This window comes from Pseudomonas tritici, from assembly GCF_014268275.3.
Lineage (GTDB): Bacteria > Pseudomonadota > Gammaproteobacteria > Pseudomonadales > Pseudomonadaceae > Aquipseudomonas > Aquipseudomonas tritici.
The window spans coordinates 5,405,356-5,428,867 of the sequence record NZ_CP077084.1 but is presented as its reverse complement, the minus strand read 5'-3'; the positions used below and the strand labels follow the sequence as shown (position 1 = coordinate 5,428,867).

Here is a 23,512-nt window from a genome sequence, read left to right as displayed (position 1 = left end):
CGACCATGAAGATTGCATTTATCGGCTTGGGCAACATGGGCGCGCCCATGGCTCGCAACCTGATCAAGGCCGGCCACGCGCTGAACCTGTTCGACTTGAACCAGACGGTGCTCAAGGAACTGGCCGAGTTGGGCGGCACTATCAGCGACTCACCGCGTGATGCGTCCAACGGCGCGGAGCTGGTGATCACCATGCTGCCGGCTGCAGCCCACGTGCGCAGCGTCTGGCTGAATGAAGACGGCGTACTCGCTGGCATCGGCAAGGGCGTACCCGCAGTGGATTGCAGCACCATCGACCCGCAAACCATCCGCGATGTGGCGGCTGCAGCGGCCAAGCAAGGCGTGGCCGTGGCTGACGCGCCAGTCTCTGGCGGCACGGGTGGCGCCCAGGCGGGTACGCTGACCTTCATGGTCGGCGCCAACCCGGAACTGTTCGCCACCCTGCAACCGGTGCTGGCGCAGATGGGCCGCAATATCGTGCATTGCGGCGACGTGGGCACCGGGCAAATCGCCAAAATCTGCAACAACCTGTTGCTGGGCATCAGCATGGTCGGCGTCAGCGAAGCCATGGCCCTGGGCGATGCGTTGGGTATCGACACGCAAGTGCTGGCGGGCATTATCAACAGCTCCACCGGGCGTTGCTGGAGTTCCGACACCTACAACCCATGGCCGGGCGTGATTGAAACCGCGCCGTCGTCCCGTGGCTACACCGGTGGGTTTGGTGCCGACTTGATGCTCAAGGATTTGGGCCTGGCCACTGAAGCGGCGCGCCAGGCCAAGCAGCCGGTGATCCTCGGCGCCGTGGCCCAGCAGTTGTATCAATCAATGAGCCAGCGTGGGGAAGGGGGCAAGGACTTCTCGGCGATTATCAACAGCTATCGCAAGCCCAAATAGGGCGTTTTCCGGGGGCCTGCCTGTGGCGGGCTCCCGGTTTTTTGCGGCTCAAGCAAACACAAAATACTTACGCACCGTCTCGACCACTTCCCACGTCCCCTTCATCCCTGGTTCCACCACAAAGATATCCCCAGCCCGCAAGTGAATCGGCTCCAGGCCTTCTGGCGTGATGATGCAGTAGCCTTCCTGGAAGTGGCAGTATTCCCACTTCACGTAGTCCACATACCACTTGCCCGGTGTGCAGATCCAGGTGCCCATGATCTTGCTGCCGTCTTCGCTGGTGTAGGCGTTGAGGTTGACGGTGTGTGGGTCGCCTTCGAGCTTTTCCCATTTGCACGCGTCCAGGACCGGCAGGGGGTGGGTGTCGCGCAGTACGGTGATGGGCGTGGACATGATGACTCCAGGGCAGTGAATGGAAAGATCCACCCTAAGGCCTTGGGCGTTGCGCCAGTGGTCTGGACTCGACATTGGGATGCCCAGAAGCGCAGCTACCTGATGATCGTTGAATCACCGGCTCCCACAGGGGGGATGCTGTAAGGCTGAGCGATAGCTTTATGCGCCAATCCACCCATTCCTCGCAGTAAGTGCGAAAGATTTCCCGCTTCGCGCCAGAATTCGCAAGAAAATTCGCAGCAGGCCCTCGTATCATTCACCCCAGTACCCGTCGAGAGCCTTCAAATGAACCCAATAAAAACGTGGTGGGACATCAGCCCACCCTTGAGTACGGCGACCCCGACCTGGCCGGGCGATACGCCGTTCCAGGAAGAGCGCGTGTGGCAGTTCGGCCCGGAGTGCCCGGTGAATGTCGGGCGCATTACCTTGTCGCCGCACACCGGCGCCCATGTGGATGCACCGCTGCATTACAGCGCCGACGGTGCACCGATCGGTGAAGTGTCGCTGGACGTGTACATGGGGCCGTGCCGGGTGCTGCATTGCCTGGACAGCGGCGCACTGGTGCAGCCGCATCAGTTGGAAGGCCGTGTGGATAAGTTGCCCGAGCGTGTGTTGCTGCGCACTTATCCACAAGCGCCACTGACCCAATGGGATTCGAATTTCACCGCCATCGCCCCGCAAACCATCGAGCTGCTGGCCAGCCTGGGTGTGCGTTTGATCGGTATCGACACCCCGTCCCTGGACCCGCAGCAGTCCAAGACCATGGATTCCCACAACGCCGTGTTCCGCCATGGCATGGCGATTCTGGAAGGCATCGTGCTCGATGACGTGCCGGAGGGCGACTATGAACTGATCGCGCTGCCGCTGCGTTTTGCCAACCTCGACGCCAGCCCGGTTCGCGCCATTCTCCGCCCGCTCAAGGAGCCCACGCGATGAGCCAATGTCCTTTCTCGCCTGATTACCAACCCCCGGAAGAATGGCATAACGCCGAACTGAATTTTTCCGAGTCCATGAGCTACGGCGATTACCTGGACCTGGGCAAAGTCCTCAGCGCCCAGCACCCGCTGTCGCCGGACCATAACGAAATGCTCTTCATCATCCAGCACCAGACTTCTGAGTTGTGGATGAAACTGATGCTCCACGAGCTCAAGGCCGCCCGCGAACACGTGCGCCTGGGCGAGTTGCCGCCGGCGTTCAAGATGCTGGCGCGGGTCTCGCGGATCTTTGATCAATTGGTGCACGCCTGGGCGGTGCTGGCGACGATGACGCCGTCGGAGTACAAGGCCATTCGGCCGTTCCTCGGGCAGTCGTCTGGGTTCCAGTCGTTCCAGTACCGTGAGATCGAATTTATCCTCGGCAATAAAAGCGCGGCGCTGTTGCGGCCCCACGCCCATCGGCCGGAGCTGTTGAATGAGTTGAAAGTGGCGATTGCTACGCCATCGCTGTATGACGAGGCGATCAACCTGATGGTAAAGGCGGGTTTGGCGATTGACCCGAAACGTGCCGAGCGCGACCCGACGGCGGCGACGGTTCACGATGAATCCGTGGAGACGGCGTGGCGCGAGGTGTATCGCGATCCAAGCCGGTACTGGGATTTGTATCAGTTGGCCGAGAAATTCATCGACCTGGAGGATTCGTTCCGTCAGTGGCGCTTCCGCCATGTGACCACGGTGGAGCGGATTATCGGCTTCCAGCCGGGTACTGGCGGCACCGAAGGCGTGGGCTATTTGCGCAAGATGCTCGACACGGTGTTGTTCCCCGAGTTGTGGCGAGTACGCTCAACGCTCTAAACAAAAAGCCCCGGATTACCGGGGCTTTTCATTTGGAATGCAATCAAACCTGTGGGAGCTGGCTCGCCTGCGATAGCGGTATATCAGCTCGCACATTCAGCGACTGATACACCGCTATCGCGGGCAAGCCCGGCTTCCACAGGGATCACTGTGCGTTGACTACCGCGTTACTCCTGCGAACCCGCAACCGATAGGCCACATAGATAATCCCCACCCACACCGGCATCGCATACACCGACTTGTTAATCCCTGGAATCGCCAGCATCACGCTGATGATCATCACCATGAACGCCAGGCACAGGTAGTTGCTGAACGGGAACCAGAAGGTCTTGAACGACGGTGTCACGCCTTGCTCGCCCATGGCCTTACGGAACTTGATATGGGTGATGCTGATCAACGCCCAGTTGATCATCAGCGAGGCAACCACCAGCGCAAACAGTAACTCCAGCGCACTCTGCGGCGCGACGTAGTTGACCACCACGCACAGCATCGTCACCAGTGCAGAAATCGCCAGCGCCCGCAGCGGCACGCCTTGCTTGTTGAGTTTCATCAACGCTTTTGGCGCATCACCTTGCTCGGCCAGGCCGAACAGCATGCGGCTGTTGCAGTACACGCCGCTGTTGTACACCGACAGCGCCGCGGTCAGCACCACGAAGTTGAGGATGTGCGCAGCGGTGTCGTTGCCGATCAGCGAGAAGATCTGCACAAACGGGCTGCCGCTGTAGGCATCGCCCGACGCACCGAGGGTTTGCAGCAGTTGATCCCATGGGTACAGCGACAGCAGCACGGTGAGTGCGCCGACGTAGAAGATCAGGATCCGGTAGACGACTTGGTTGATCGCTTTCGGGATCACTTTGCGCGGCTCGCTGGCCTCGGCGGCGGTAATGCCCACCAGTTCCAGGCCGCCAAACGAGAACATGATGAAGGCCATGGACATCAACAGCCCCATGCCACCATTCGGGAAGAACCCGCCGTGGCTCCACAGGTTGCTGACCGAGGCTTGCGGGCCGCCGGTGCCGCTGAACAGCAGGTAGCAGCCAAGCACGATCATGCCGACAATCGCCACCACCTTGATGATCGCAAACCAGAACTCGGTCTCACCAAAGAACTTCACGTTCAGGGTGTTTATCAGGTTCACCGCGACGAAGAACACCAAGGCGCTGACCCAGGTCGGGATCTCTGGCCACCAGAACTGGATGTACTTGCCCACGGCCGTCAGTTCGGCCATGCCCACCAGCACGTAGAGCACCCAGTAGTTCCAGCCCGCCAGGAAGCCTGCGTAGCCGCCCCAGTATTTGTGGGCGAAGTGGCTGAAGGACCCCGCCACGGGCTCTTCGACGATCATCTCGCCGAGCTGGCGCATAATCAGAAACGCGATAAAACCGGCAATCGCGTAACCGAGGATCATCGACGGCCCCGCCGACTTGAGCACCCCGGCCGAGCCGAGGAACAACCCCGTGCCGATCGCCCCTCCCAAGGCGATCAGCTGAATGTGTCGGTTCTTCAGGCCACGCTTGAGGCCTACCGGGTTAACCATGTCATCCGCCATTAACATTCCCTTCTACTTGTTTTTCTCAGGGTCGATTGCACGCAGCACCAACCCCTCAGAAGTGCTGAGGGGTCAGATATTACTCTGCGTAAACTTTTCGTAATACAGCTGAACGCCATCAAGTGCCTGATCCGCCAGCCATTGTTGGATGGATTCGACCATTGGAGGAGGGCCGCACAGGTACATATCCGCCGATCTGTCCCGCCATTCGGCCAAGTCGAAATGCTCGGTCAGGTAGCCGCGCTTGCCGGGCCAATCCTCTGAGGGGGCGCTGAGGACTTCGGTGTAGCGGAAGTCCGCGATGCTTGAGGCGTAGGCCTGGATGCGCGCCGCTTCGCACAAGTCCTCGGCACCGCGCACGCCATAGTAGAGGTGCACGGGTTGGTCGCAGCCATTGGCGGCCAGTTCGTCGAGCATGCCCAGCAAAGCCGATAACCCGGTTCCGCCTGCCACCAGCACCAGCGGTTGGGTGACGTGGCGCAGGTAGAAGGCACCGAGTGGCGCCTCCATCAACAGCTCATCGCCGACCTGGCAGCGCTCGCGGATGTAGTTGCTCATCACCCCATCGGGCAGCAGGCGGATCAGGAATTGCAGTTGATTGCCCGGAAGGTTGGCGAAGGAATACGACCGCCAACTGTCCGTGCCTGGCACCGACAGGCGTGCGTATTGGCCCGGCAGAAAATCCAGCGCTTGATCCAACTGCACCTGCAGGATCGCCGTACTCGCCGACACCTGCTGCACCGCGCTCACCGTGCCTCGCACCTGCACCGGACCGGGCGCATTGCACAGGCTTGAATCAAAGTCGAAATAGAACGTTGCGTCGGACTTCACCCGCGTCTGGCAACTGAGCATCTTGCGCTGTTGCAGATCGAGGCTCGACAGCGCTTCTTCGTCCACATAATCCTGGCTGTAATCGCCTGACTCGCAACGACCCTGGCAGGTGCCGCATACGCCTTCGCGACAGTCCAGAGGGATTTTGATGCCGTTGCGCAGCGCCGCGTCCAGCAGGATTTCATGGGCGCCCACTGGGAAAAACAAGGTCTTGCCATCGGCAAAACTGAAGGCCACTTTGTGATTCATCTGATTGTGCTCCAAACACCCCGTAGCAGCTGTCGAGCCTCGCCAAGGCTCGACAGCTGCTACGTGGGAGGTGTTCACAAGTGATAGAAGTCCAGCACCGAGTTGATGCTGTCGTTGAGCAGCAACGCGTGCTTGCGCGTAATCAACCAACTGTCGCCATGGGGCTTGAGGCTGTAAGTGGCCTGCCCGTAAAACTGCTCCGAAGTGGCCATCCGATAAAACAACGTGTGCCAGTTCAATCGCACTTCCAGCGCCCCACCCGCCTGCTCGGCAATCCGCACGTTATTGATCAGGTGCAGTGTGCGCGGCATGGGTGTCGCCGACGCCGCCTTACCCGTGCGCAACCGAAACACGCGGTCTTCCAGGCCCGAACGGTTGGCGTAATAGATCAACGACATCTCGCGCTTGGGGTCACGGGTGTAGACGTGTTCCGAGTCCCATTGCGGCAGGTGGAATTCACTCTGCGGATCGAACAGTTGCACATAGGCATCCCAGTCCTGGGCGTCGCACAGCTCGGATTTGCGGTAGAAAAACTGCTCTATCTGGTATTGCAGGTGCGCGTTCATCATTCCACCTCCCGCAGTTTCAGCGCTTGTCGGTCCAGGCCATCCAACAGAAACCGCTGCCAGTTGCGGTGCTGGTTCACGTAGAGGCCTTCGTGGGTAAACTCGGTGCCGGTCATGGCCGGCTGGATGCCGATGGCTTCGCTGTTGGGCGTGGGCCCGGTTGCCCAGCGATGGCTGCCGCGCGAGATATCGCTCCAGCGCTCCAGCCGGCCCTGGAAACCACGCTGGGCTTCGCGAAACTCCACCAGGTCGTCCGGCGTGCCCATGCCCGAAACGTTGAAAAAATCTTCAAACTGGCGAATACGGTTTTCGCGGTCGGCGTCCGACTCGTTTTTCACCCCCAGGCACTGGCTGATGATTTCGGTCTTGTTCCACGCCATCGGCCGGATAATGCGCAGTTGCGAGCTGATCTGGTCGAGGAAGAACAGGCTCGGGTAGATGTTCAGGTTGCGCAGGCGGTGCATCATCCACTCGGCCTTTTGCTGGCCGTGCTCTTCGACCAGGCGCGGCATGATGGTGGCGTAGCCGGAACGCACGCTGGGGTTGGGCATGTCGCTGAACAACAGGCTGTGGCCGTTGTTGAAGGCAAACCAACCGTCATCGGTGTTCGCGTCGCCGGCGCCGAGTTTGCTGTAGTCCAGAGTGGTGCCGGACGCGCTGCCGTTCTCGGTATTCACCTGTTGGCGGTGCTGCACCGTGGCCACGTAGTTGTAGTGCACGGTGCTGACGTGATAACCGTCCAGGCCGTTTTCGTTCTGCAATTTCCAGTTGCCATCGTAGGTGTAGGCGGACTTGCCCGGCAGCACTTCCAGCTCGCCGGTGGCGGACTGGGCGACCATCATGTCGAAAAACACTTTCGCATCGCCGAGGAAGTCTTCCAGGCTGTCCGTGCCCTTCACGTCCAGGCTGATAAACACGAACCCTTTGTAGCTTTCGATGCGGGCTTTTTTCAGGCCGCGTGTGGCTTTGTCGAAACCTTCCGGGTATTCCCCCGGCGCCTTGACCTTCACCAGCCGGCCATCGCTCTTGTAGCACCAGGCGTGGAATGGGCACGTGAAGGTCGACTGATTACCTTTGCCGACTCGCGTCAATGTGGTGCCGCGATGCTGACAGGCGTTGATCAGCGCGTTGAGCTGGCCGTCGCCATCGCGGGTGATGATCATTGGCTGGCGCCCGGCACGCATCGTCACGAAGTCGTGGTTGTTCGCCAGCTCGCTTTCGTGGCAGGCGTAGATCCAGTTCTTTTCGAAGATCAGTTCCATCTCCAGGTCGAACAGTTCCGGTTCGGTGAACATGTCGCGGGCGATGCGGAACACTTCATCTGCGGGGCGAAAATCCAGGCAGCTTTCGATAAAGCTTTTCCATTGCTCGACGCTTCTTGCACCACTCATGGGAGGCACCTTTTTGATTGGGGCTAAACGGTGGTTCATTAGAGGCAGCGGGGCAGGGCGCGGGCTATCCGCTTAATGGGGGAACCTGCGCCGGATAATTGGGCAGCAAATACCCAACCCGGTGCAGGCCGGTGACGGAATGCGCTACTGTCTTGCTGGACAATGGTCGGAAAAGTCGGTGTCTTATCCACTTAATCGACCATTGCTATCCACTCGCTGGCCATTGCGCTGGCGTGGCGCATTATTTGCTGTCGAACAACAACGACGCGCCGCCAGAGCGCGCAACAGCCTAACCGCCGTGGGTGCACCCTGATGAGCAGCCAAACGATTCAACGCTTCGACCTGGAAGGCGCCCGCAGCTGGATGTCCGGCATCTGCGGGCCCCATCGCCTGGCCACCGCCACGCCCGAACGCCTGCGTTTTCATCACAGCGCCAACGTGTTCAAGTCGCGCGCCACTACCTTGGGCGTGATCGAATACGGCACCGACGTGACCATCGACATCGAAGACGCCGAGCATTTCAGCAGCTATAGCCTGAGCCTGCCGCTGGTGGGCGAGCAGGAATTGAGCAAGAACGGCGAGCGCCTGAGTTCCAACCGTGACCAAGGGGTGATCATCTCGCCTAACGAGCACCAGGTGCTGGCGATTTCCGGTGACTGTCGCAAGTTGCAGGTGGTGATCACGCGCGCAGCGATGAGCGAGTCCCTGGAAGGGTTGCTGCATCGGCCGATTGAGGCGCCGTTGCGCTTTGAGTCGGTGATGGACGCGGTGGACGGCGCTTCAGCGTCGTGGTGGCGCATGGCGCGTTACTTCATTGCGGAGCTGGAACACGGCAGCGAGTTGTATGAGCAGGCTGCGTTCACCCGCGACCTGGAAAGTTCGTTGATTAAGGGCCTGATTCTGGCCCAGCCGAACAATTACTCCGAAGAACTGCGCGACGTATTGGGCGTGAAACTGCCGCACTACCTGATCCGTGCGCGCCAGTACATCCACGACAACGCTCGCGAAGTCGTGCACCTTGAAGACCTCGAAGCAGCTGCGGGGGTGTCGCGGTTCAAGCTGTTCGATGCGTTTCGTAAGTACTTCGCGCTGTCGCCGATGGCTTATTTGAAGAAATACCGGCTTTCTGCCGTGCGCCAAGAAATCCTCGAGCATGGCCCCACCCGTACGATCTCCGAGATCGCCTTGGGCTGGGGCTTTACCCACCTGGGGCGATTTTCGGCCGAATACCGAAAGCTGTTCGACGAATCCCCCAGCCAGACCCAGCAGCGCAAGCGCATGCGCAGTATCTGAAGACAATGAAGATCAAACTGTGGGAGCTGGCTTGCCTGCGATAGCGGTGGGCCAGCCGATAGATGTGCCAACTGACCAAGCGCTATCGCAGGCAAGCCAGCTCCCACATTGGATCCTCAGTGTTTGGGAGGGCTCAGATCAATTCTTCCACCAGTTGCAGGCAATGATTCAGTCCCGGCGACTGATCATTCACCCGTCGGCTGAGGATGATCGGCGACGTCGCCGTGGCTTCCACAATCGGCGTATAGCCGATATCCGCCCGGTGCAGCACCTGCACCGAAGCCGGCACCAACGTCACCCCCATCCCGGCGCCGACCAGCCCGATAGCGGTCTGCAATTCGTTGGTCCACTGCGCCACCTTGAGGCTCAAGCCATGGGCGTCGAACAGCGCAATCACGTGGTCGGCATAGCTGGGGCGCGGGTTGCCGGGGTAAAGCACAAACGGCTCGGCGGCCAGCTGAGTGAGGGTGGCGGGCGCGCCCAGCAAGGGGTGACCGGCGGGCAACACGGCGACCAGCCGTTCCTCCACCAGCACACGCTGGACGATGGCCGGATCGTCGATACGAATCCGTCCGAACCCCACATCAATCCGCCCGGCCTTGAGCGCCTCGACCTGCTGCAAGGTGGTCATCTCCGACAGCCCCAATTCCAGCTCCAGCGCCTCATGACTGCGCAATCGCCGAATCAATTCAGGCAGCACGCCGTACAAGGTCGAGGGTGCAAAACCGATACCCAGCCAGGTCTTTTCACCCTGGCCGATGCGACGCGTGTTGTCGCAGACTTTGTTCAGTTGCTCCAGCAGCACATTGGCGTGCTCATAGAAGAACCGCCCGGCCTCGGTCAGCCGCAGCGGCCGGCCACGCTCCAGCAAAATCACGCCCAACTCATCCTCCAATTGCTGGATCTGCCGACTCAGCGGCGGCTGGGCGATGTGCAGGCGTTCGGCGGCGCGGGTGAAGTTCAAGGTTTCTCCCAGCACCTGGAAATAGCGCAAGTGACGCAGTTCCATGACGGCTCCTTTCATACCTTTAGGGTATTGGTCGAGACTAATTCTATATTGGAAGCCTCGAAAGATGCGGAACAGAATCGGCGCAACTCTAAAAAGAACCCAACGGGTATAGCCATGCCGATTTGCGCCATTGAGTCGATCGACACCGTCATCGTCGACCTCCCCACCATTCGCCCGCACAAGTTGGCGATGCACACGATGCAAAACCAGACGCTGGTGATCATCCGCCTGCGCTGCGCCGACGGTATCGAAGGCATCGGCGAAGCCACTACCATTGGCGGCCTGAGCTACGGCAATGAAAGCCCCGACAGCATCAAGGTCAACATCGACCGCCACTTCGCACCGCTGTTGATTGGCCAAGACGCGAGCAATATCAACGCGGCCATGTTGCGCCTGGAACGCAGCATTCGCGGCAACACCTTTGCCAAGTCCGGTATCGAAAGCGCCTTGCTCGACGCGCTGGGCAAACGCCTGAACCTGCCGGTCAGCGAGTTGCTCGGCGGCCGTGTGCGTGACGCGTTGCCGGTGGCCTGGACCCTGGCCAGCGGCAACACCGAAAAGGACATTGCCGAGGCAGAAAAGATGCTCGACCTGCGCCGCCACCGCATCTTCAAATTGAAGATTGGTGCGGGCGAAGTCAGCCATGACCTGGCCCATGTGATCGCGATCAAAAAGGCCCTGGGCGACCGTGCCAGTGTGCGTGTCGACGTCAACCAGGCGTGGGATGAAGCCGTGGCACTACGGGCGTGCAAGGTGCTCGGCGACAACGGGGTCGACCTGATCGAACAACCGATCTCACGCAATAACCGTGGCGGCATGGCCCGGCTCAACCTGTCGAGCCCGGCGCCGATCATGGCCGATGAGTCCATTGAGTGTGTCGAGGATGCCTTCAACCTGGCCCGCGAAGGCGCGGCGTCGGTGTTCGCCCTTAAAATCGCCAAGAACGGCGGCCCCCGCGCAGTGTTGCGCACGGCTGCGATTGCCGAGGCGGCGGGTATTGGCCTGTACGGCGGCACCATGCTCGAGGGCGGTATCGGCACGCTGGCTTCTGCGCATGCCTTTCTCACGCTGAACAAACTGGCGTGGGACACCGAACTGTTCGGTCCGTTGCTGCTGACCGAAGACATCCTCACCGAGCCACTGGTTTATCGCGATTTTCAGCTGCATGTCTCCAACGCACCGGGCCTGGGCCTGGCCATCGATGAGGAGCGCCTGGCGTTCTTCCGTCGTGACAAACACTAAGAGGCGTCTTCCATGTTGTTCCACGTAAAAATGACCGTGAACCTGCCCGTCGACATGAACCCCGAACGTGCAGCCAGCCTCAAGGCCGATGAGAAAGCCTTGGCGCAACGCCTGCAACAAGACGGCAAATGGCGCCACCTGTGGCGCATTGCCGGGCACTACGCCAACTACAGCGTGTTTGACGTCGACAGTGTGCAGGAACTGCACGACCTGCTGATGCAGCTGCCGCTTTACCCCTACATGGCTATCGAAGTGAATGCCTTGTGCCGTCACCCTTCGTCGATCCATGAGGATGACCGCTAGGCCGATGTTCAAACCAATAACTACAAGATGAGGAATGCACCATGTCCACCCGACTGTCCCAGACTGCCCATGCCCAACAGTTTCTCGAAGAAGCCAGCGGCAACCTTAACGACGGCGGCAATCCACGCACTAAAGCGCTGATCTACCGGCTCCTGCGTGACACCGTGAACATCATCGAAGACCTGGAGGTGACCCCGGAAGAGTTCTGGAAAGCGGTCAACTACCTCAACGAGCTGGGCAAAAACCAGGAAGCCGGTTTACTCGCCGCCGGGTTGGGCCTGGAGCATTACCTGGACCTGTTGATGGACGCCGCCGATGAAGAGGCCGGCAAGTCCGGCGGCACCCCGCGCACCATCGAAGGCCCGTTGTACGTGGCCGGGGCACCGTTGTCGAAGTACGAGGCACGGCTGGATGATGGCAAGGATGATGCGGTGCCGCTGTTCATGCGCGGGCAGGTGCGTGACATCGATGGCAAGCCGTTGGCGGGGGCGATTGTGGATGTGTGGCAGGCCAACACCGGGGGTACGTATTCGTGGTTCGACCCGACGCAATCCGAATTCAACCTGCGCCGTCGCATCGAGACCGATGCCCAGGGCAACTACCGTTTTCGCAGCATCGTGCCGTCGGGGTACGGTTGCCCGCCGAGCGGGCCGACCCAGCAACTGCTCGATCAACTCGGGCGTCACGGACAGCGGCCGGCGCATATCCACTTCTTTATCTCGGCGCCGGGGCATCGGCACCTGACCACGCAGATCAACCTGTCGGATGACCCGTACCTGCATGATGATTTTGCCTACGCCACGCGGGATGAATTGATTGCGCAGATTCGCTTCAGTGACGACCCGCAACTGGCGCAGGAGTTCGGCGTGGAGGGGCGGTTTGCGCAGATTGATTTTGACTTTGAATTGCAGGTGGCTGACGCGCCGTTAGAGCAAAAGCGCATGCAACGCGTACGCGCCCTCGAAGACTAAGCGCGGTTAAAAATGTGGGCGCTGGCTTGCCTGCGATAGCGGTGGTGAATGCACCATCGCTATCGCAGGCAAGCCAGCTTCCACAGGGTTTTGTGGTTGGCGCTATTTGCGGATGACCAGATCCAGCACCTCATCCCGATCCTTGATCTTCTGCAACACAATCTCCGAACGGATATCCATCACCCCCGCCGTGCGGTTCAAGTGGTTCACGATAAAGTCGGAAAAGTGCTTCAGATTCCTCGCCTGCACGCGCAGCACATAGTTGCTGGCGCCCGTGATCACATAGGCACTGGCGACTTCCGGCCAGCCCTGCACCTTCTTGATAAACGTCTCATGCCAATCCTCCACGTCCTGGCGTAACGACAGGTGGACGATGGCTTCCAGCTCGATTCCCAATTGCTCGGCATTCAGCACTGCGCGGTAGCCGCTGATGATTCCCTCACTCTCCAACAGGCGCAAACGGCGCAGGCAGGCGGAAGGCGACAAGGCAACTTTTTCCGCCAGCTCCTGGTTGCTGATACGGCCGTCCTGTTGCAGGAAATGCAGGAGGCGCAGGTCGGTGGCGTCGAGAATCATGGTTAGAATAAATCCGCGTGTTTGGAGGTTAAATTCGAATTTCCTACAGCTTAATTAGCCTGTTACCTACCACTTTGCACGAAAATTCTCTAAAACTTCGTTCATTATTTGGTCCATTCTCACTTATAAAAACCAGGACAACCCATGACCACCCGAAGCCATTGCCAAGCCCTCGATGCGCAGGACCCGTTGGCGCCGTTGCGCCGTCAGTTCGCCTTGCCTGAGGGCGTGATCTACCTCGACGGCAACTCCCTCGGCGCGCGTCCGGTGGCGGCGCTGGCGCGGGCGCAGGCGGTGATTGCCGAAGAATGGGGCAATGGCCTGATTCGCAGCTGGAACAGCGCCGGTTGGGCGGAGTTGTCCCAGCGCCTGGGCAACCGCCTGGCGCCGCTGATTGGTGCGCATGACGGCGAAGTGGTGATCACCGATACCACCTCGATCAACCTGTTCAAGGTGCTCAGCGCGGCGTTGACTGTGCAACGTCAACGCCAGCCTCATCGCAAAGTGATCGTCAGCGAAGCGAGCAACTTTCCTACCGATTTGTACATCGCCGAGGGCCTGGCCGAGCTGCTGCAGCAAGGTTATTCCCTGCGCCTGGTAAACAGCCCGGACGAATTGCCCCAGGCCATCGACGAGGACGTGGCGGTGGTGATGCTCACCCACGTCAACTACAAGACCGGCTACATGTACGACATGCAGTCGCTGACCGCCCTGAGCCATGAATGTGGCGCGTTGAGTATCTGGGACCTGGCGCATTCGGCAGGTGCCGTGCCCATCGACCTGCATCAGGCCGGTGCCGACTATGCGATTGGCTGCACCTACAAATACCTTAACGGTGGCCCGGGCTCCCAGGCGTTTGTATGGGTCAACCCGGCGTTGGTGGATGAGGTGCGCCAGCCGTTGTCCGGCTGGTTCGGGCACAACCGCCAGTTCGCCATGGAGACGACTTACGCACCGAGCGCAGGCATCGCGCGTTACTTGTGCGGCACCCAGCCGATTACCTCGCTGGCCATGGTGGAATGCGGCCTGGAAATTTTTGCCCAAACCGACATGGCGTGTCTGCGCAGCAAATCCCTGGCCCTGACTGACCTGTTTATCGCCCTGGTCGAGGCCCGCTGCGGCGCCCACGGTCTGGCACTGATCACCCCGCGTGAGCACGCCAGGCGCGGCAGCCATGTGAGCTTTGAACACCCCGAAGGCTACGCAGTGATCCAGGCCTTGATCGCCCGTGGAGTGATCGGCGATTACCGTGAGCCGCGCATCATGCGCTTTGGTTTTACCCCGCTGTACACCCGCTTTACCGAGGTATTCGATGCGGTGGAAATCCTCGGCGACATCCTCGACAACCACACCTGGGACCAGCCGCAATACAAAGTCCGAAACAGCGTCACTTAAGCACAACCCAAATCCAATGTGGGAGCTGGCTTGCCTGCGATGACGGCAGTGAATTCACCATCGCGATCGCAGGCAAGCCAGCTCCCACAGGGTTCAGCGCCAGCAACAACCCTCACAATAATAAAGGGGCACACCACGTGACTACGCCAGACAACGGCTTTGCAGAGATCACCCACCGCGAACTGGGCCTGCGGCGCCAGCTCACTTCCGGCCAGATGAGCATGATCGCCATCGGTGGCGCCATCGGCACCGGGCTGTTCATGGGCAGCGCCTACGCCATCGGTTATGCCGGGCCCAGCGTGCTGGTGAGCTACGCCATCGGCGCGCTGATCACCTTGCTGTTGATGGGCTGTCTGGCGGAAATGACCGTGGCGCATTCCACCTCGGGCTCCTTTGGCGCCTACGCCGAGTTCTATATCAGCCCGCTGGCGGGCTTTCTGGTGCGGTATGCCTACTGGGCAGCGATTGTGCTGGCGGTGGGGGCCGAGGTCACGGCGGTGGCGATGTACATGAAGTACTGGTTCGCCAACGTACCGGAATGGGTGTGGATCGTGTCGTTTTCCAGCGTGCTGATTGTGCTCAACGCGATCAGCGTGAAGACCTTCGGCAACTTCGAATACTGGTTCTCGACGATCAAGATCAGCGCCATCGTCGGCTTCATTATTCTCGCGGTGTACGTGGTGTTCGGCTCCGGCAACCCGGACTACGGCGTGCAGCACTACACGGCCCATGACGGCTTTTTCCCCCATGGCTTGAGCGGCATGTGGATCGCGGTGATCGTGTCGATCTTCAGCTACTTGAGCGTGGAGATGATCGCGGTGGCCGCCGGTGAAGCGGCGGACCCGGAACAAGCAGTGAAGAAAGCCTTCCGCGCCACCATCGTGCGCCTGGTGGTGTTTTATCTGCTGACCCTGGCGCTGATGTTGGCCATCGTGCCGTGGAACCAGGCCGGGCAAACCCAAAGCCCATTCGTCACAGTGATGCAGACCATCGGCATTCCCGGCGCCACCGGGGTGATGAATTTTGTAATTCTGATTGCGGCGCTGTCGGCCATGAACAGCCAGCTCTACATCACCACGCGCATGATGTTCAGCTTGTCCCGCGCCGGCTTTGCGCCCACGTCCATGGGCGCCTTGAGTAAGAGCGGCATTCCGTTGAACGCGTTGTTGCTGTCCAGCTCGGGCATCGCCCTGGCGACGCTGCTCAATGTGGTGTACCCGGAAAGTTCGTTCACCTTGATGATGGCGATTTCGATGTTTGGCGCGATCTTCACCTGGTTCATGATCTTCCTCACGCACCTGTTTTTCCGGCGCTATCGCAAGCGTCACGGCGGGCCGAAGTTATCCTTCCAGCTGCGGCTGTTTCCGTACAGCACCCTGCTGGGACTGGTGCTGATGGGCGCGGTGATGATCACCACCTATTTCACCGAGGCGTTCAAGATGACGCTGGTGTTTGGTGTGCCGTTTCTATTGATTCTGTCGGCGGTATATTACGTGTTTTTCCGCAAAGGCAGGGCCAAGGCCTCGAACAAGGCTTTGGCGTAGCCCGGCAGGTGTTCGAACGAGCGCGCACATAGCAGCAGCTTTCGGCAGGCCCAATCCTCTTGCAACGGTTGGGCCTTGAAGCGACGTTCTTGCTGCCCACGCTCCAGTGCGGCCTGGGGCACGATACCCAGGCCGGCGCCACGGGCGACCATGCGAATGACGCCATCAAAACCCTCGGCACGGATGCGGGTCTGCAAGCGAAAGCCTGCGTGCAGCGCCTGTTCTTCCAGGTACACCGACAGCGCGCTGTTGGCGGCGAGGCCTACGAAGTCGTGTTGCAGGCTGGCGATGAAGCTCACGTGTTGCGTCGTCAGCGGATGATCCAGCGGCATGATCAGCACCAGCGGATCGTCACGAAACGCCAGGGTCTGCAGGCCGTGGGTGTCTACGGCGTCGGAAATGATCCCAAGGTCCGCCGTGCCCTGACGCAAGGCCTGGGTGATGCGCAGGCTCGGAAGCTCTTGCAGGTCAATATCGAGGTTGGGGTGCTCGCGCAAAAAGTCCGCCAGCAGCTCGGGCAGGTATTCGCTGAGGGCGGTGGTGTTGCACAGCAGGCGCAGCTGGCCTTTGATGCCGTTGGCGTATTCCGCCAGGTCCTGTTGCAGGTGCTCGGCCTGTTGCAAGAGCAGGCGGGCGTGGCGGGCCAATGCTTTGCCGGCAGGTGTTGGCGTTACGCCTCGGCGGCCACGTTCAAGGAATTCGATGCCCAGTGAGGCCTCCATTGCGCGAATGCGAGCGCTGGCGGCGGCCAATGATAGATGGCTGCGGGCGGCGCCGGCGGTAATGTTGCCGGTGTCGAGGATGTGCAGGTAGAGGCGCAGGTCGATCAGGTCAAAGTGCATGGCGGGGTTTCCCTGTGATTGGACTGGCCTCATCGCAGGCAAGCCAGCTCCCACATTTGATTTGTGAGCACATTCAACGGTGGGAGCTGGCTTGCCTGCGATGACGGCATCAGCCTCACACAAAACAAGAGGCTGCCTCAGTATATGGCGAATTTCACCCCTCATCGAAAAGCCGAACAATCCCTCCATGAATACCTTCCTCGCCTTCTACCAAAATATCGGCCCGGCGCTGACCCTGCTGGTGATCGGCACCTTCCTGCTGGCCGGCACCGTCAAAGGCGTGATCGGCCTCGGACTTCCCACCGTCGCCATGGGCCTGCTCGGCCTGGCTATGTTGCCGGCGCAGGCTGCGGCATTGCTGATCATTCCATCGACGGTCACCAACCTCTGGCAATTGGCGGTCGGCGGCCACTTGAGCGGGTTGACCAAACGTTTATGGCCGATGCTTCTGCTGATATTTCTCGGCACTGGGTTTGGTACTTTGTGGTTGGGCATGGACGGTGGTGGCTGGGTGGTCCATGCATTGGGCGGGGCGTTGCTACTTTACGCACTCAGCGGATTGTTCCTGCCCACGTTCAAGGTCAAGCCCCAGACCGAACGCTGGCTCGGCCCTCTGTGCGGAGTGATCACAGGCATCATTACCTCGGCGACTGGCGTATTCGTGATTCCTGCGGTGCCGTATCTGCAAGCCCTGGGCTTGAACCGCGACCCGTTGGTGCAGGCGCTGGGGCTGTCGTTCACCGTATCGACCCTGGCACTGGCCACCGGTTTAGCCTGGCGCGGCACCCTGGGCGGTGGCGAAATCAACGCGTCGCTGCTGGCGCTGGTGCCGTCGCTGCTGGGCATGTGGCTCGGCCAGGCGCTGCGCCAGCGCATCAGTGCGGTGCTGTTCAAACGCGTATTTTTCATCAGCATGGCGCTATTGGGCGCTCACCTGCTGATCAGTGGTTGAGGGCGCGGCAGTTCAATCTCTCGGTGTAAGCTGCTGCGAACCGATGAGAGAGGACAGCGTGTGAAAGCCCGATCCGATGAGCTACAGATCTTCGTCAGCGTGATTGAGTGCGGTTCGATTTCCGCCGCCGCCGAACAGGTCGGGCAGACGCCCTCGGCGGTCAGCCGCACCTTGTCGCGCCTGGAAGCCAAGCTCGACACCACGCTGATCAACCGCACCACGCGGCGCATGGACCTGACCGAGGAGGGCAAGTACTTCTTCGAGCAGGCCAAGGTGATCCTGGCGCAGATGGATGAGCTGGAGGAACGCCTGTCGTCGCGCCAGAAAAAGCCCGCCGGGCGTCTGCGCATCAATGCCGCCGTGCCGTTCATGCTGCATGGCATCGTGCCGTACATCGCTGAGTTTCGCAGCCTCTACCCGCAGATCCAGCTGGAGCTGAACAGCGATGATCTGATTATCGATTTGCTTGAGCAAAGCACCGACATCGCTATTCGCATCGGCGCCCTGGCCGATTCCACCCTGCATGCACGGGCCCTTGGCAGTACGCCGCTGCATATCCTCGCCAGCCCCGACTACCTCAAGCAATACGGCGTGCCGAGCACGGTCGCTGAGTTGGCGGACCACACCTTGCTGGGGTTCACCCAGACTGAAACCCTCAATCACTGGCCGCTGCGCCATGCAGACGGTGACCGCTGGCTGATCCAACCCAGCGTGGCCGCCTCCAGCGGCGAGACCGTGCGCCAGTTGGCGCTGGAGGGCCAGGGTATTTGCTGCCTGTCGAACTTCATGACCGTCGCCGACATCGACGCCGGGCGCCTGGTGCCGGTGCTGGAAGCGTTCAACAGTGGCTATCGCCAACCGATCCACGCGGTGTTCTACCGCAACTCGCAACTGGCGTTGCGCATCCAGTGTTTCCTCGACTTTATCCAGGCCAAGCTGGCGCGGTATGCCTGCTAAGTAGTGCACAAAGGCAACCGTAGCAGCTGTCGAGCGCCAGCGAGGCTGCGTCAGGCGCGACTCGATTATGTGCCTGGCTCATAACGGCGGTGCTGCAAACGCAGCCTCGCTGGCGCTTGGCAGCTGCTACGGGATTCTTGACCTCCACGCAAGAATGAATTGGGTGAATGGGGCTTATTCGACAGGTCGGGTGCCGTAACAATGCGGCCATTACTTACCCAGTCAGGAGCACTCTCCATGAACGTATTCGTTACCGGCGCAGCAGGTTTTATCGGTGGTTCCATCGCCACTGGCCTGGTCAAGGCCGGCCACACCGTTACCGGCCTGGTACGCAGCGCCGAACAAGCCGCCGAGCTGACCGCCCTGGGCATCACCCCGGTAATCGGCACCCTGGATGACAGCGCGGTGTTGACCGAGCAGGCGCAAAAGGCCGATGCGGTGATCAATGCCGCGAGCAGCGACCATCGTGTGGCCGTTGAAACCCTGCTGGCGGCATTGAAGGGCTCGAACAAGCCGTTCCTGCACACCAGCGGTTCGAGCATCGTCGGTGATGCGTCGGGCGGCAAAGAAAGTGATGTCATTTACTTCGAAGACAACCTTCCTGAACCGACTGTCGATAAAGCTGCCCGTGTCGCCATCGATAACCTGATCCTGGCCGCCGCTCAGGACGGTGTGAATTCGGCAGTGATCTGCAACACGTTGATCTACGGCCACAGCCTGGGCGTGAAGCGCGACAGCGTGCAATTGCCGCGTCTGCTCAAGCAAGCCCGCAAGAGCGGGGTGGTGCGTCATGTGGGCAGCGGGCAGAACATTTGGTCCAATGTGCATATTGAAGACGTGGTTGCGCTGTACGTGCTGGCGCTGGCCAAGAATGTGCCAGGCACTTTTTACTTCGTGGAAAGCGGCGAGGCGTCGTTTATCGACATGACCACGGCCATTGCCGAAGCCTTGAAACTGGGTAAACCGCAGGATTGGCCACTGGCCGACGCCGAGGCCGAGTGGGGCTATGAAATGGCGAATTATGGTTTGGGCTCCAACAGCCGCGTGCGAGGCAAGCATGCCCGTGAACTGTTGGGCTGGGCGCCGAAGCGGACTTGCGTTGTGGAGTGGATTCGCCACGAGATGGTGTGATGGTCACTTGAGACCGAGGTGCTGCCTTCGCAGGCAAGCCAGCTCCACATTTTGATTTGTGAATACATTCAAATGTGGGAGCTGGCTTGCCTGCGATAGGGGCCACTCGGTCTGACGGGTTCACCCGACACTGGCCCCACCGCGCTCAATTCCGTACCATTCCCCGCCTTATCCCCCGCATTACCCTGGTACCTCATGAACCTCATCCGTCTGCGCGCCGATGCCCTGGCCGGCCTCACCACGTCTTTTGCGTTGCTGCCCGAATGCATCGCCTTTGCCCTGGTGGCCCATCTCAACCCGTTGATGGGGCTCTACGGCGCTTTTATCATCTGCACCCTCACGGCGTTGTTTGGTGGTCGCCCCGGCATGGTGTCCGGTGCGGCAGGCTCGATGGCCGTCGTGATTGTTGCGTTGGTGGTGCAACACGGCGTGGAGTATCTGCTGGCCACGGTATTGCTGGGCGGGTTAATCATGGTTGCTTTCGGCCTGCTGCGCCTGGGCAAGCTGGTGCGCATGGTGCCGCACCCGGTGATGCTCGGCTTCGTCAACGGCCTGGCGATTATCATCGCCCTGGCACAGTTGGAGCATTTCAAAAGCGGTGAGACCTGGCTCAGCGGTACGCCGCTGTACGTGATGGCCGGCCTGGTGCTGGTGACCATGGCCATCGTCTACCTGCTGCCGCGCATCACCCGTGCCGTGCCGCCCGCGTTGGTGGCGATCCTCGGCGTCGGCCTGGCGGTCTACCTCCTTGGCCTGCCGACCCGCACCCTTGGCGACATGGCCCACATCGCCGGCGGCCTGCCAACGTTTGCGCTGCCGCAAATCCCCTGGACCCTGGAAACCCTCGGCATCATCGCGCCCTACGCGTTCCTGATGGCGATGGTTGGTCTGTTGGAAACCCTGCTCACCCTCAACCTCACCGACGAAATCACTGAGACCCGTGGCTACCCCGACCGCGAAAGCGTGGCCCTGGGTGCAGCGAATATGGTCTCGGGCCTGTTCGGCGGCATGGGCGGTTGCGCGATGATCGGGCAAACCGTGATTAACCTCAGCTCCGGCGGGCGCGGGCGTTTCTCCGGGGTGTTTGCCGGGGTGATGATCTTGCTGTTCATTCTGTTTCTGTCGCCGTTTATCGAGCGGATTCCGCTGGCGGCGCTGGTGGGGGTGATGTTTGTGGTGTCGCAACAGACTTTCGCCTGGGCGTCGTTGCGCGTGATCAACAAAGTGCCGCTCAATGACGTGCTGGTGATTATCGCGGTGACGGTGATCACCGTGTTCACCGACCTGGCCACGGCGGTGCTGTGCGGCATTGTGATCGCGGCGTTGAATTTCGCCTGGCAACAAGCGCGCGAGTTGTATGCCGATGAACATCTGGAGGCCGATGGCAGCAAGCTCTATCGCCTGCACGGCACGCTGTTCTTTGCCTCGACCACGCCGTTCCTGAATCAATTCGATCCGGCCAATGATCCGGACCAGGTGACGCTGGATTGCCGCCACCTGAGCTTTGTCGATTACTCGGCGATTGCTGCACTGATGACCCTGCGCGAGCGCTACACCAAGGCTGGCAAGCATCTGCGGGTGCTGCATTTGTCCGAGCGCTGCAAGAAGTTGCTCAAGCGCGCCCGGGTACATCATGAGTAAGTGATCACGGCCCGACCAGGTTTTCCAGTTCCTGGGCGCGGGTCTGGGTCATGTCTAGCATGCAGCCGGTACCGTTGACCTGGTCGATGGTGCCGCCGGTGGCGGACCCTGCGAAGGCGCAATTGGCGTCACGGTACTTTATCCACAGGCGCTGCACGTCTTGCAGTTGTTGCTTGCGCGAGCCTTTCTGGGCGGCGAGGGCGGTTTTGTAGGCCTTGTTCAGGCGCGTGTCCTGGACCTTGGCTTCCTTGACGTTGCAACTGACCATTTCTACGGTCGTGTTGGCGCCGTCCATGCATTTTTTCAAGGCCGCGTTGTCGGCGGCTGAAGCAGTGCCACACAGGGCGAGAAGCACGGTACCGGCAGCAAGGGATGTGCGAATCATGGTCGATTTTCCTGGGCTTCGAGGGATGTGCATTCTATGACTCAAGCGCTCGCGTTGAGTTTCCAGTCTTTTCTGAACCTCATGTAAGAACACCCCCCGAATTTTCATGCACGGCTGTCGCGCATACCCCAACGCGACAGCGCTTACCTGTGGGCGAAAATTACTTTCATAGAATTTGAAAATGCCCTTCGGTAATGATTTATGAGTTTCACAACCAACTCGACGTGACCCTTTCCGAGGAGTACCGCATGGCCGCATCACCGGGCTTCGGGCTATTGGCATACGCTGCCATCGCCATCATTGCTTTGATCGTGCTGATTGCACGTTACCGGCTCAACCCGTTTATCGTCATCACCCTGGTGTCCATCGGCCTGGCGCTGATGGCCGGGATGCCGGCGGATACCATCATGGGTTCCTACGAGGCAGGCGTCGGCAAGACCCTGGGGCATATTGCTTTGGTGGTGGCGCTGGGCACCATGCTGGGCAAGATGATGGCCGAGTCTGGCGGTGCCGAGCAGGTGGCGCGCACGCTGATCAACCGGTTTGGCGAACGCAACGCGCACTGGGCGATGGTGTGCATCGCGTTCCTGGTGGGGCTGCCGCTGTTTTTCGAAGTCGGTTTTGTGTTGCTGGTGCCGATCGCCTTTACCGTGGCGCGGCGCGTGGGCGTGTCGATCCTGATGGTCGGCTTGCCGATGGTCGCCGGTTTATCGGTGGTGCATGCGCTGGTGCCGCCGCACCCGGCGGCGATGATGGCGGTACTGGCGTACAACGCCTCGGTAGGGCAGACCGTGCTGTATGCGATTTTGATCGGCATTCCCACGGCAATCATTGCCGGCCCGGTCTATGCCAAATTCATCGTGCCGCGTATTCACCTGCCGGCGGAAAACCCGCTGGAACGCCAGTTCATCGACCGCGAACCGCGTACGCGCCTGCCGAGCTTCGCGCTGACCATGGGCACTATCCTGTTGCCGGTGGTGTTGATGATGATTGGCGGCTGGGCCAACGTGATTTCCACGCCGGGCACGGGCTTTAATCAATTCCTGCTGTTTATCGGTAACTCGGTGATCGCGTTGTTGGTGGCGACTTTGGTCAGTTTCTGGACCTTGGGCCTGGCCCAGGGCTTCAACCGCGAGTCGATCCTCAGGTTTACCAATGAGTGCCTGGCGCCGACCGCCAGTATCACCTTGCTGGTGGGGGCGGGCGGCGGTTTGAATCGGATCCTGGTAGATGCGGGCGTCACCAACGAGATTCTCGGTCTGGCCCATGCCTTCCATCTGTCGCCGCTGGTGATGGGTTGGCTGTTCGCTGCACTGATGCGTATTGCTACAGGCTCTGCCACTGTCGCTATGACCACCGCCTCCGGCGTGGTGGCGCCGGTCGCCATGGGCCTGGGTTATCCACACCCCGAATTGCTGGTGCTGGCCACCGGCGCGGGTTCGGTGATCTTTTCCCACGTGAACGACGGCGGCTTCTGGCTGATCAAGGAATACTTCAATATGACGGTGATCCAGACCTTCAAGACCTGGACTGTGCTGGAGACATTGATCTCTCTTGTCGCCTTTGGTCTGACGTACGGTCTGTCCTGCATTTTGTAACCCGGAGACCC

General features: G+C 60.3%; 23 protein-coding genes. 14 read left to right on the top strand and 9 right to left on the bottom strand.

The window, feature by feature from the left end:
* Positions 1-5 precede the first annotated feature (5 nt).
* On the top strand, positions 6-893 hold the full coding sequence (gene mmsB / locus HU722_RS24780; protein WP_065880781.1) for a 3-hydroxyisobutyrate dehydrogenase: 888 nt from the start codon (positions 6-8) through the stop codon (positions 891-893).
* A gap of 48 nt (positions 894-941) precedes the next feature.
* Here mmsB and HU722_RS24775 read toward each other — a convergent pair whose 3' ends face one another.
* Positions 942-1,286: a cupin domain-containing protein gene (locus HU722_RS24775; protein ID WP_049711538.1), complete on the bottom strand. Its 345-nt coding sequence runs from the start codon at positions 1,284-1,286 to the stop codon at positions 942-944.
* A gap of 285 nt (positions 1,287-1,571) precedes the next feature.
* On the opposite strand from HU722_RS24775, the gene kynB reads away from it, so the two are divergent.
* Together kynB and kynA are read left to right on the top strand one after the other, a co-directional pair.
* Entirely contained in the window at positions 1,572-2,222 is a 651-nt protein-coding gene (gene kynB / locus HU722_RS24770) for an arylformamidase (protein ID WP_065874661.1), read from the top strand.
* Positions 2,219-3,076 carry a tryptophan 2,3-dioxygenase gene (kynA, locus tag HU722_RS24765; RefSeq protein ID WP_065874662.1) on the top strand — a complete coding sequence of 286 codons (858 nt, stop codon included), beginning with the start codon at positions 2,219-2,221 and terminating at the stop codon, positions 3,074-3,076. Before kynB ends, kynA begins: the two co-directional genes overlap by 4 nt.
* 145 nt (positions 3,077-3,221) lie before the next feature.
* On the opposite strand, the gene HU722_RS24760 is transcribed toward kynA, so the two are convergent.
* The 4 genes from HU722_RS24760 to antA all read right to left on the bottom strand — a co-directional run bounded on the left by HU722_RS24760 (position 3,222) and on the right by antA (position 7,662).
* Entirely contained in the window at positions 3,222-4,625 is a 1,404-nt protein-coding gene (locus tag HU722_RS24760; protein WP_065890048.1) for an amino acid permease, read from the bottom strand.
* Between the two features lie 72 nt (positions 4,626-4,697).
* The gene (antC, locus tag HU722_RS24755; protein WP_065874664.1) at positions 4,698-5,705 is read right to left on the bottom strand and encodes an anthranilate 1,2-dioxygenase electron transfer component AntC; all 1,008 of its coding nucleotides are present in this window, start codon (positions 5,703-5,705) and stop codon (positions 4,698-4,700) included.
* A 74-nt stretch (positions 5,706-5,779) separates the two neighbouring features.
* Positions 5,780-6,271, bottom strand: a complete 492-nt coding sequence (gene antB, locus HU722_RS24750) for an anthranilate 1,2-dioxygenase small subunit (protein ID WP_065874665.1) — start codon at positions 6,269-6,271, stop codon at positions 5,780-5,782.
* The gene (gene antA, locus HU722_RS24745) at positions 6,271-7,662 is read right to left on the bottom strand and encodes an anthranilate 1,2-dioxygenase large subunit (RefSeq protein ID WP_065890046.1); all 1,392 of its coding nucleotides are present in this window, start codon (positions 7,660-7,662) and stop codon (positions 6,271-6,273) included. Before antA ends, antB begins: the two co-directional genes overlap by 1 nt.
* 312 nt (positions 7,663-7,974) lie before the next feature.
* On the opposite strand from antA, the gene HU722_RS24740 reads away from it, so the two are divergent.
* The gene (locus HU722_RS24740) at positions 7,975-8,955 is read left to right on the top strand and encodes an AraC family transcriptional regulator (RefSeq protein WP_065874667.1); all 981 of its coding nucleotides are present in this window, start codon (positions 7,975-7,977) and stop codon (positions 8,953-8,955) included.
* A gap of 133 nt (positions 8,956-9,088) precedes the next feature.
* On the opposite strand, the gene HU722_RS24735 is transcribed toward HU722_RS24740, so the two are convergent.
* Positions 9,089-9,964: a LysR family transcriptional regulator gene (locus HU722_RS24735; RefSeq protein ID WP_065890044.1), complete on the bottom strand. Its 876-nt coding sequence runs from the start codon at positions 9,962-9,964 to the stop codon at positions 9,089-9,091.
* A gap of 114 nt (positions 9,965-10,078) precedes the next feature.
* Between HU722_RS24735 and HU722_RS24730 the strand changes: the two genes are divergently transcribed.
* Genes HU722_RS24730 through catA form a run of 3 tightly spaced genes read left to right on the top strand, consistent with a single transcriptional unit; the run spans position 10,079 to position 12,480 of the window.
* Positions 10,079-11,206, top strand: coding sequence for a muconate cycloisomerase family protein (locus tag HU722_RS24730; protein ID WP_065874669.1), 1,128 nt, complete (start codon positions 10,079-10,081; stop codon positions 11,204-11,206).
* Between the two features lie 12 nt (positions 11,207-11,218).
* A complete protein-coding gene (gene catC / locus HU722_RS24725; protein WP_065874670.1) occupies positions 11,219-11,509 on the top strand; it encodes a muconolactone Delta-isomerase in 291 nt (96 codons plus the stop codon).
* A gap of 41 nt (positions 11,510-11,550) precedes the next feature.
* Positions 11,551-12,480 carry a catechol 1,2-dioxygenase gene (catA, locus tag HU722_RS24720; RefSeq protein WP_065874671.1) on the top strand — a complete coding sequence of 310 codons (930 nt, stop codon included), beginning with the start codon at positions 11,551-11,553 and terminating at the stop codon, positions 12,478-12,480.
* Between the two features lie 102 nt (positions 12,481-12,582).
* On the opposite strand, the gene HU722_RS24715 is transcribed toward catA, so the two are convergent.
* On the bottom strand, positions 12,583-13,056 hold the full coding sequence (locus HU722_RS24715; RefSeq protein ID WP_016974903.1) for an Lrp/AsnC family transcriptional regulator: 474 nt from the start codon (positions 13,054-13,056) through the stop codon (positions 12,583-12,585).
* Positions 13,057-13,200: 144 nt separating this feature from the next.
* Here HU722_RS24715 and kynU point away from each other — a divergent pair, with 144 nt between their 5' ends.
* Together kynU and HU722_RS24705 are read left to right on the top strand one after the other, a co-directional pair.
* Positions 13,201-14,451 (top strand): kynureninase, encoded by a 1,251-nt coding sequence (gene kynU / locus HU722_RS24710; protein ID WP_065890042.1) that lies wholly within the window; start codon positions 13,201-13,203, stop codon positions 14,449-14,451.
* 137 nt (positions 14,452-14,588) lie between these two features.
* Positions 14,589-15,995 (top strand): amino acid permease, encoded by a 1,407-nt coding sequence (locus HU722_RS24705; protein WP_065880721.1) that lies wholly within the window; start codon positions 14,589-14,591, stop codon positions 15,993-15,995.
* Here HU722_RS24705 and HU722_RS24700 read toward each other — a convergent pair.
* Entirely contained in the window at positions 15,941-16,837 is an 897-nt protein-coding gene (locus HU722_RS24700; RefSeq protein ID WP_065880722.1) for a LysR substrate-binding domain-containing protein, read from the bottom strand. The two genes, HU722_RS24705 and HU722_RS24700, sit on opposite strands and share 55 nt — an antisense overlap.
* Positions 16,838-17,024: 187 nt before the next feature.
* Between HU722_RS24700 and HU722_RS24695 the strand changes: the two genes are divergently transcribed.
* From HU722_RS24695 to HU722_RS24680, 4 genes are all read left to right on the top strand, one after another.
* Positions 17,025-17,789, top strand: coding sequence for a sulfite exporter TauE/SafE family protein (locus HU722_RS24695; RefSeq protein ID WP_065880723.1), 765 nt, complete (start codon positions 17,025-17,027; stop codon positions 17,787-17,789).
* 60 nt (positions 17,790-17,849) lie between these two features.
* A complete protein-coding gene (locus HU722_RS24690) occupies positions 17,850-18,746 on the top strand; it encodes a LysR family transcriptional regulator (RefSeq protein WP_065880724.1) in 897 nt (298 codons plus the stop codon).
* A 237-nt stretch (positions 18,747-18,983) separates the two neighbouring features.
* Positions 18,984-19,877, top strand: coding sequence for an NAD-dependent epimerase/dehydratase family protein (locus tag HU722_RS24685; protein ID WP_065890041.1), 894 nt, complete (start codon positions 18,984-18,986; stop codon positions 19,875-19,877).
* 195 nt (positions 19,878-20,072) lie between these two features.
* Entirely contained in the window at positions 20,073-21,518 is a 1,446-nt protein-coding gene (locus HU722_RS24680; protein WP_065880725.1) for a SulP family inorganic anion transporter, read from the top strand.
* Between the two features lie 4 nt (positions 21,519-21,522).
* Here the strand turns inward: HU722_RS24680 and HU722_RS24675 are convergent, their stop codons facing one another.
* A complete protein-coding gene (locus tag HU722_RS24675) occupies positions 21,523-21,903 on the bottom strand; it encodes a lysozyme inhibitor LprI family protein (protein WP_065874679.1) in 381 nt (126 codons plus the stop codon).
* A 248-nt stretch (positions 21,904-22,151) separates the two neighbouring features.
* Between HU722_RS24675 and HU722_RS24670 the strand changes: the two genes are divergently transcribed.
* Positions 22,152-23,501 carry a GntT/GntP/DsdX family permease gene (locus HU722_RS24670; protein WP_065874688.1) on the top strand — a complete coding sequence of 450 codons (1,350 nt, stop codon included), beginning with the start codon at positions 22,152-22,154 and terminating at the stop codon, positions 23,499-23,501.
* The last annotated feature ends 11 nt before the right edge of the window (positions 23,502-23,512 follow it).

Bases quoted from the DNA above. Each gene is read 5' to 3' on its own strand.
- antC (WP_065874664.1), bottom strand. From the start codon at position 5,705: ATGAATCACAAAGTGGCCTTCAGTTTTGCCGATGGCAAGACCTTGTTT.
- HU722_RS24680 (WP_065880725.1), top strand. From the start codon at position 20,073: ATGAACCTCATCCGTCTGCGCGCCGATGCCCTGGCCGGCCTCACCACG.
- HU722_RS24685 (WP_065890041.1), top strand. From the start codon at position 18,984: ATGAACGTATTCGTTACCGGCGCAGCAGGTTTTATCGGTGGTTCCATC.
- HU722_RS24695 (WP_065880723.1), top strand. From the start codon at position 17,025: ATGAATACCTTCCTCGCCTTCTACCAAAATATCGGCCCGGCGCTGACC.
- HU722_RS24730 (WP_065874669.1), top strand. From the start codon at position 10,079: ATGCCGATTTGCGCCATTGAGTCGATCGACACCGTCATCGTCGACCTC.
- catC (WP_065874670.1), top strand. From the start codon at position 11,219: ATGTTGTTCCACGTAAAAATGACCGTGAACCTGCCCGTCGACATGAAC.
- catA (WP_065874671.1), top strand. From the start codon at position 11,551: ATGTCCACCCGACTGTCCCAGACTGCCCATGCCCAACAGTTTCTCGAA.
- HU722_RS24700 (WP_065880722.1), bottom strand. From the start codon at position 16,837: ATGCACTTTGACCTGATCGACCTGCGCCTCTACCTGCACATCCTCGAC.
- HU722_RS24740 (WP_065874667.1), top strand. From the start codon at position 7,975: ATGAGCAGCCAAACGATTCAACGCTTCGACCTGGAAGGCGCCCGCAGC.
- kynU (WP_065890042.1), top strand. From the start codon at position 13,201: ATGACCACCCGAAGCCATTGCCAAGCCCTCGATGCGCAGGACCCGTTG.
- HU722_RS24735 (WP_065890044.1), bottom strand. From the start codon at position 9,964: ATGGAACTGCGTCACTTGCGCTATTTCCAGGTGCTGGGAGAAACCTTG.
- HU722_RS24760 (WP_065890048.1), bottom strand. From the start codon at position 4,625: ATGGCGGATGACATGGTTAACCCGGTAGGCCTCAAGCGTGGCCTGAAG.
- HU722_RS24715 (WP_016974903.1), bottom strand. From the start codon at position 13,056: ATGATTCTCGACGCCACCGACCTGCGCCTCCTGCATTTCCTGCAACAG.
- antB (WP_065874665.1), bottom strand. From the start codon at position 6,271: ATGAACGCGCACCTGCAATACCAGATAGAGCAGTTTTTCTACCGCAAA.
- kynB (WP_065874661.1), top strand. From the start codon at position 1,572: ATGAACCCAATAAAAACGTGGTGGGACATCAGCCCACCCTTGAGTACG.
- HU722_RS24675 (WP_065874679.1), bottom strand. From the start codon at position 21,903: ATGATTCGCACATCCCTTGCTGCCGGTACCGTGCTTCTCGCCCTGTGT.
- HU722_RS24670 (WP_065874688.1), top strand. From the start codon at position 22,152: ATGGCCGCATCACCGGGCTTCGGGCTATTGGCATACGCTGCCATCGCC.
- antA (WP_065890046.1), bottom strand. From the start codon at position 7,662: ATGAGTGGTGCAAGAAGCGTCGAGCAATGGAAAAGCTTTATCGAAAGC.
- mmsB (WP_065880781.1), top strand. From the start codon at position 6: ATGAAGATTGCATTTATCGGCTTGGGCAACATGGGCGCGCCCATGGCT.
- kynA (WP_065874662.1), top strand. From the start codon at position 2,219: ATGAGCCAATGTCCTTTCTCGCCTGATTACCAACCCCCGGAAGAATGG.
- HU722_RS24775 (WP_049711538.1), bottom strand. From the start codon at position 1,286: ATGTCCACGCCCATCACCGTACTGCGCGACACCCACCCCCTGCCGGTC.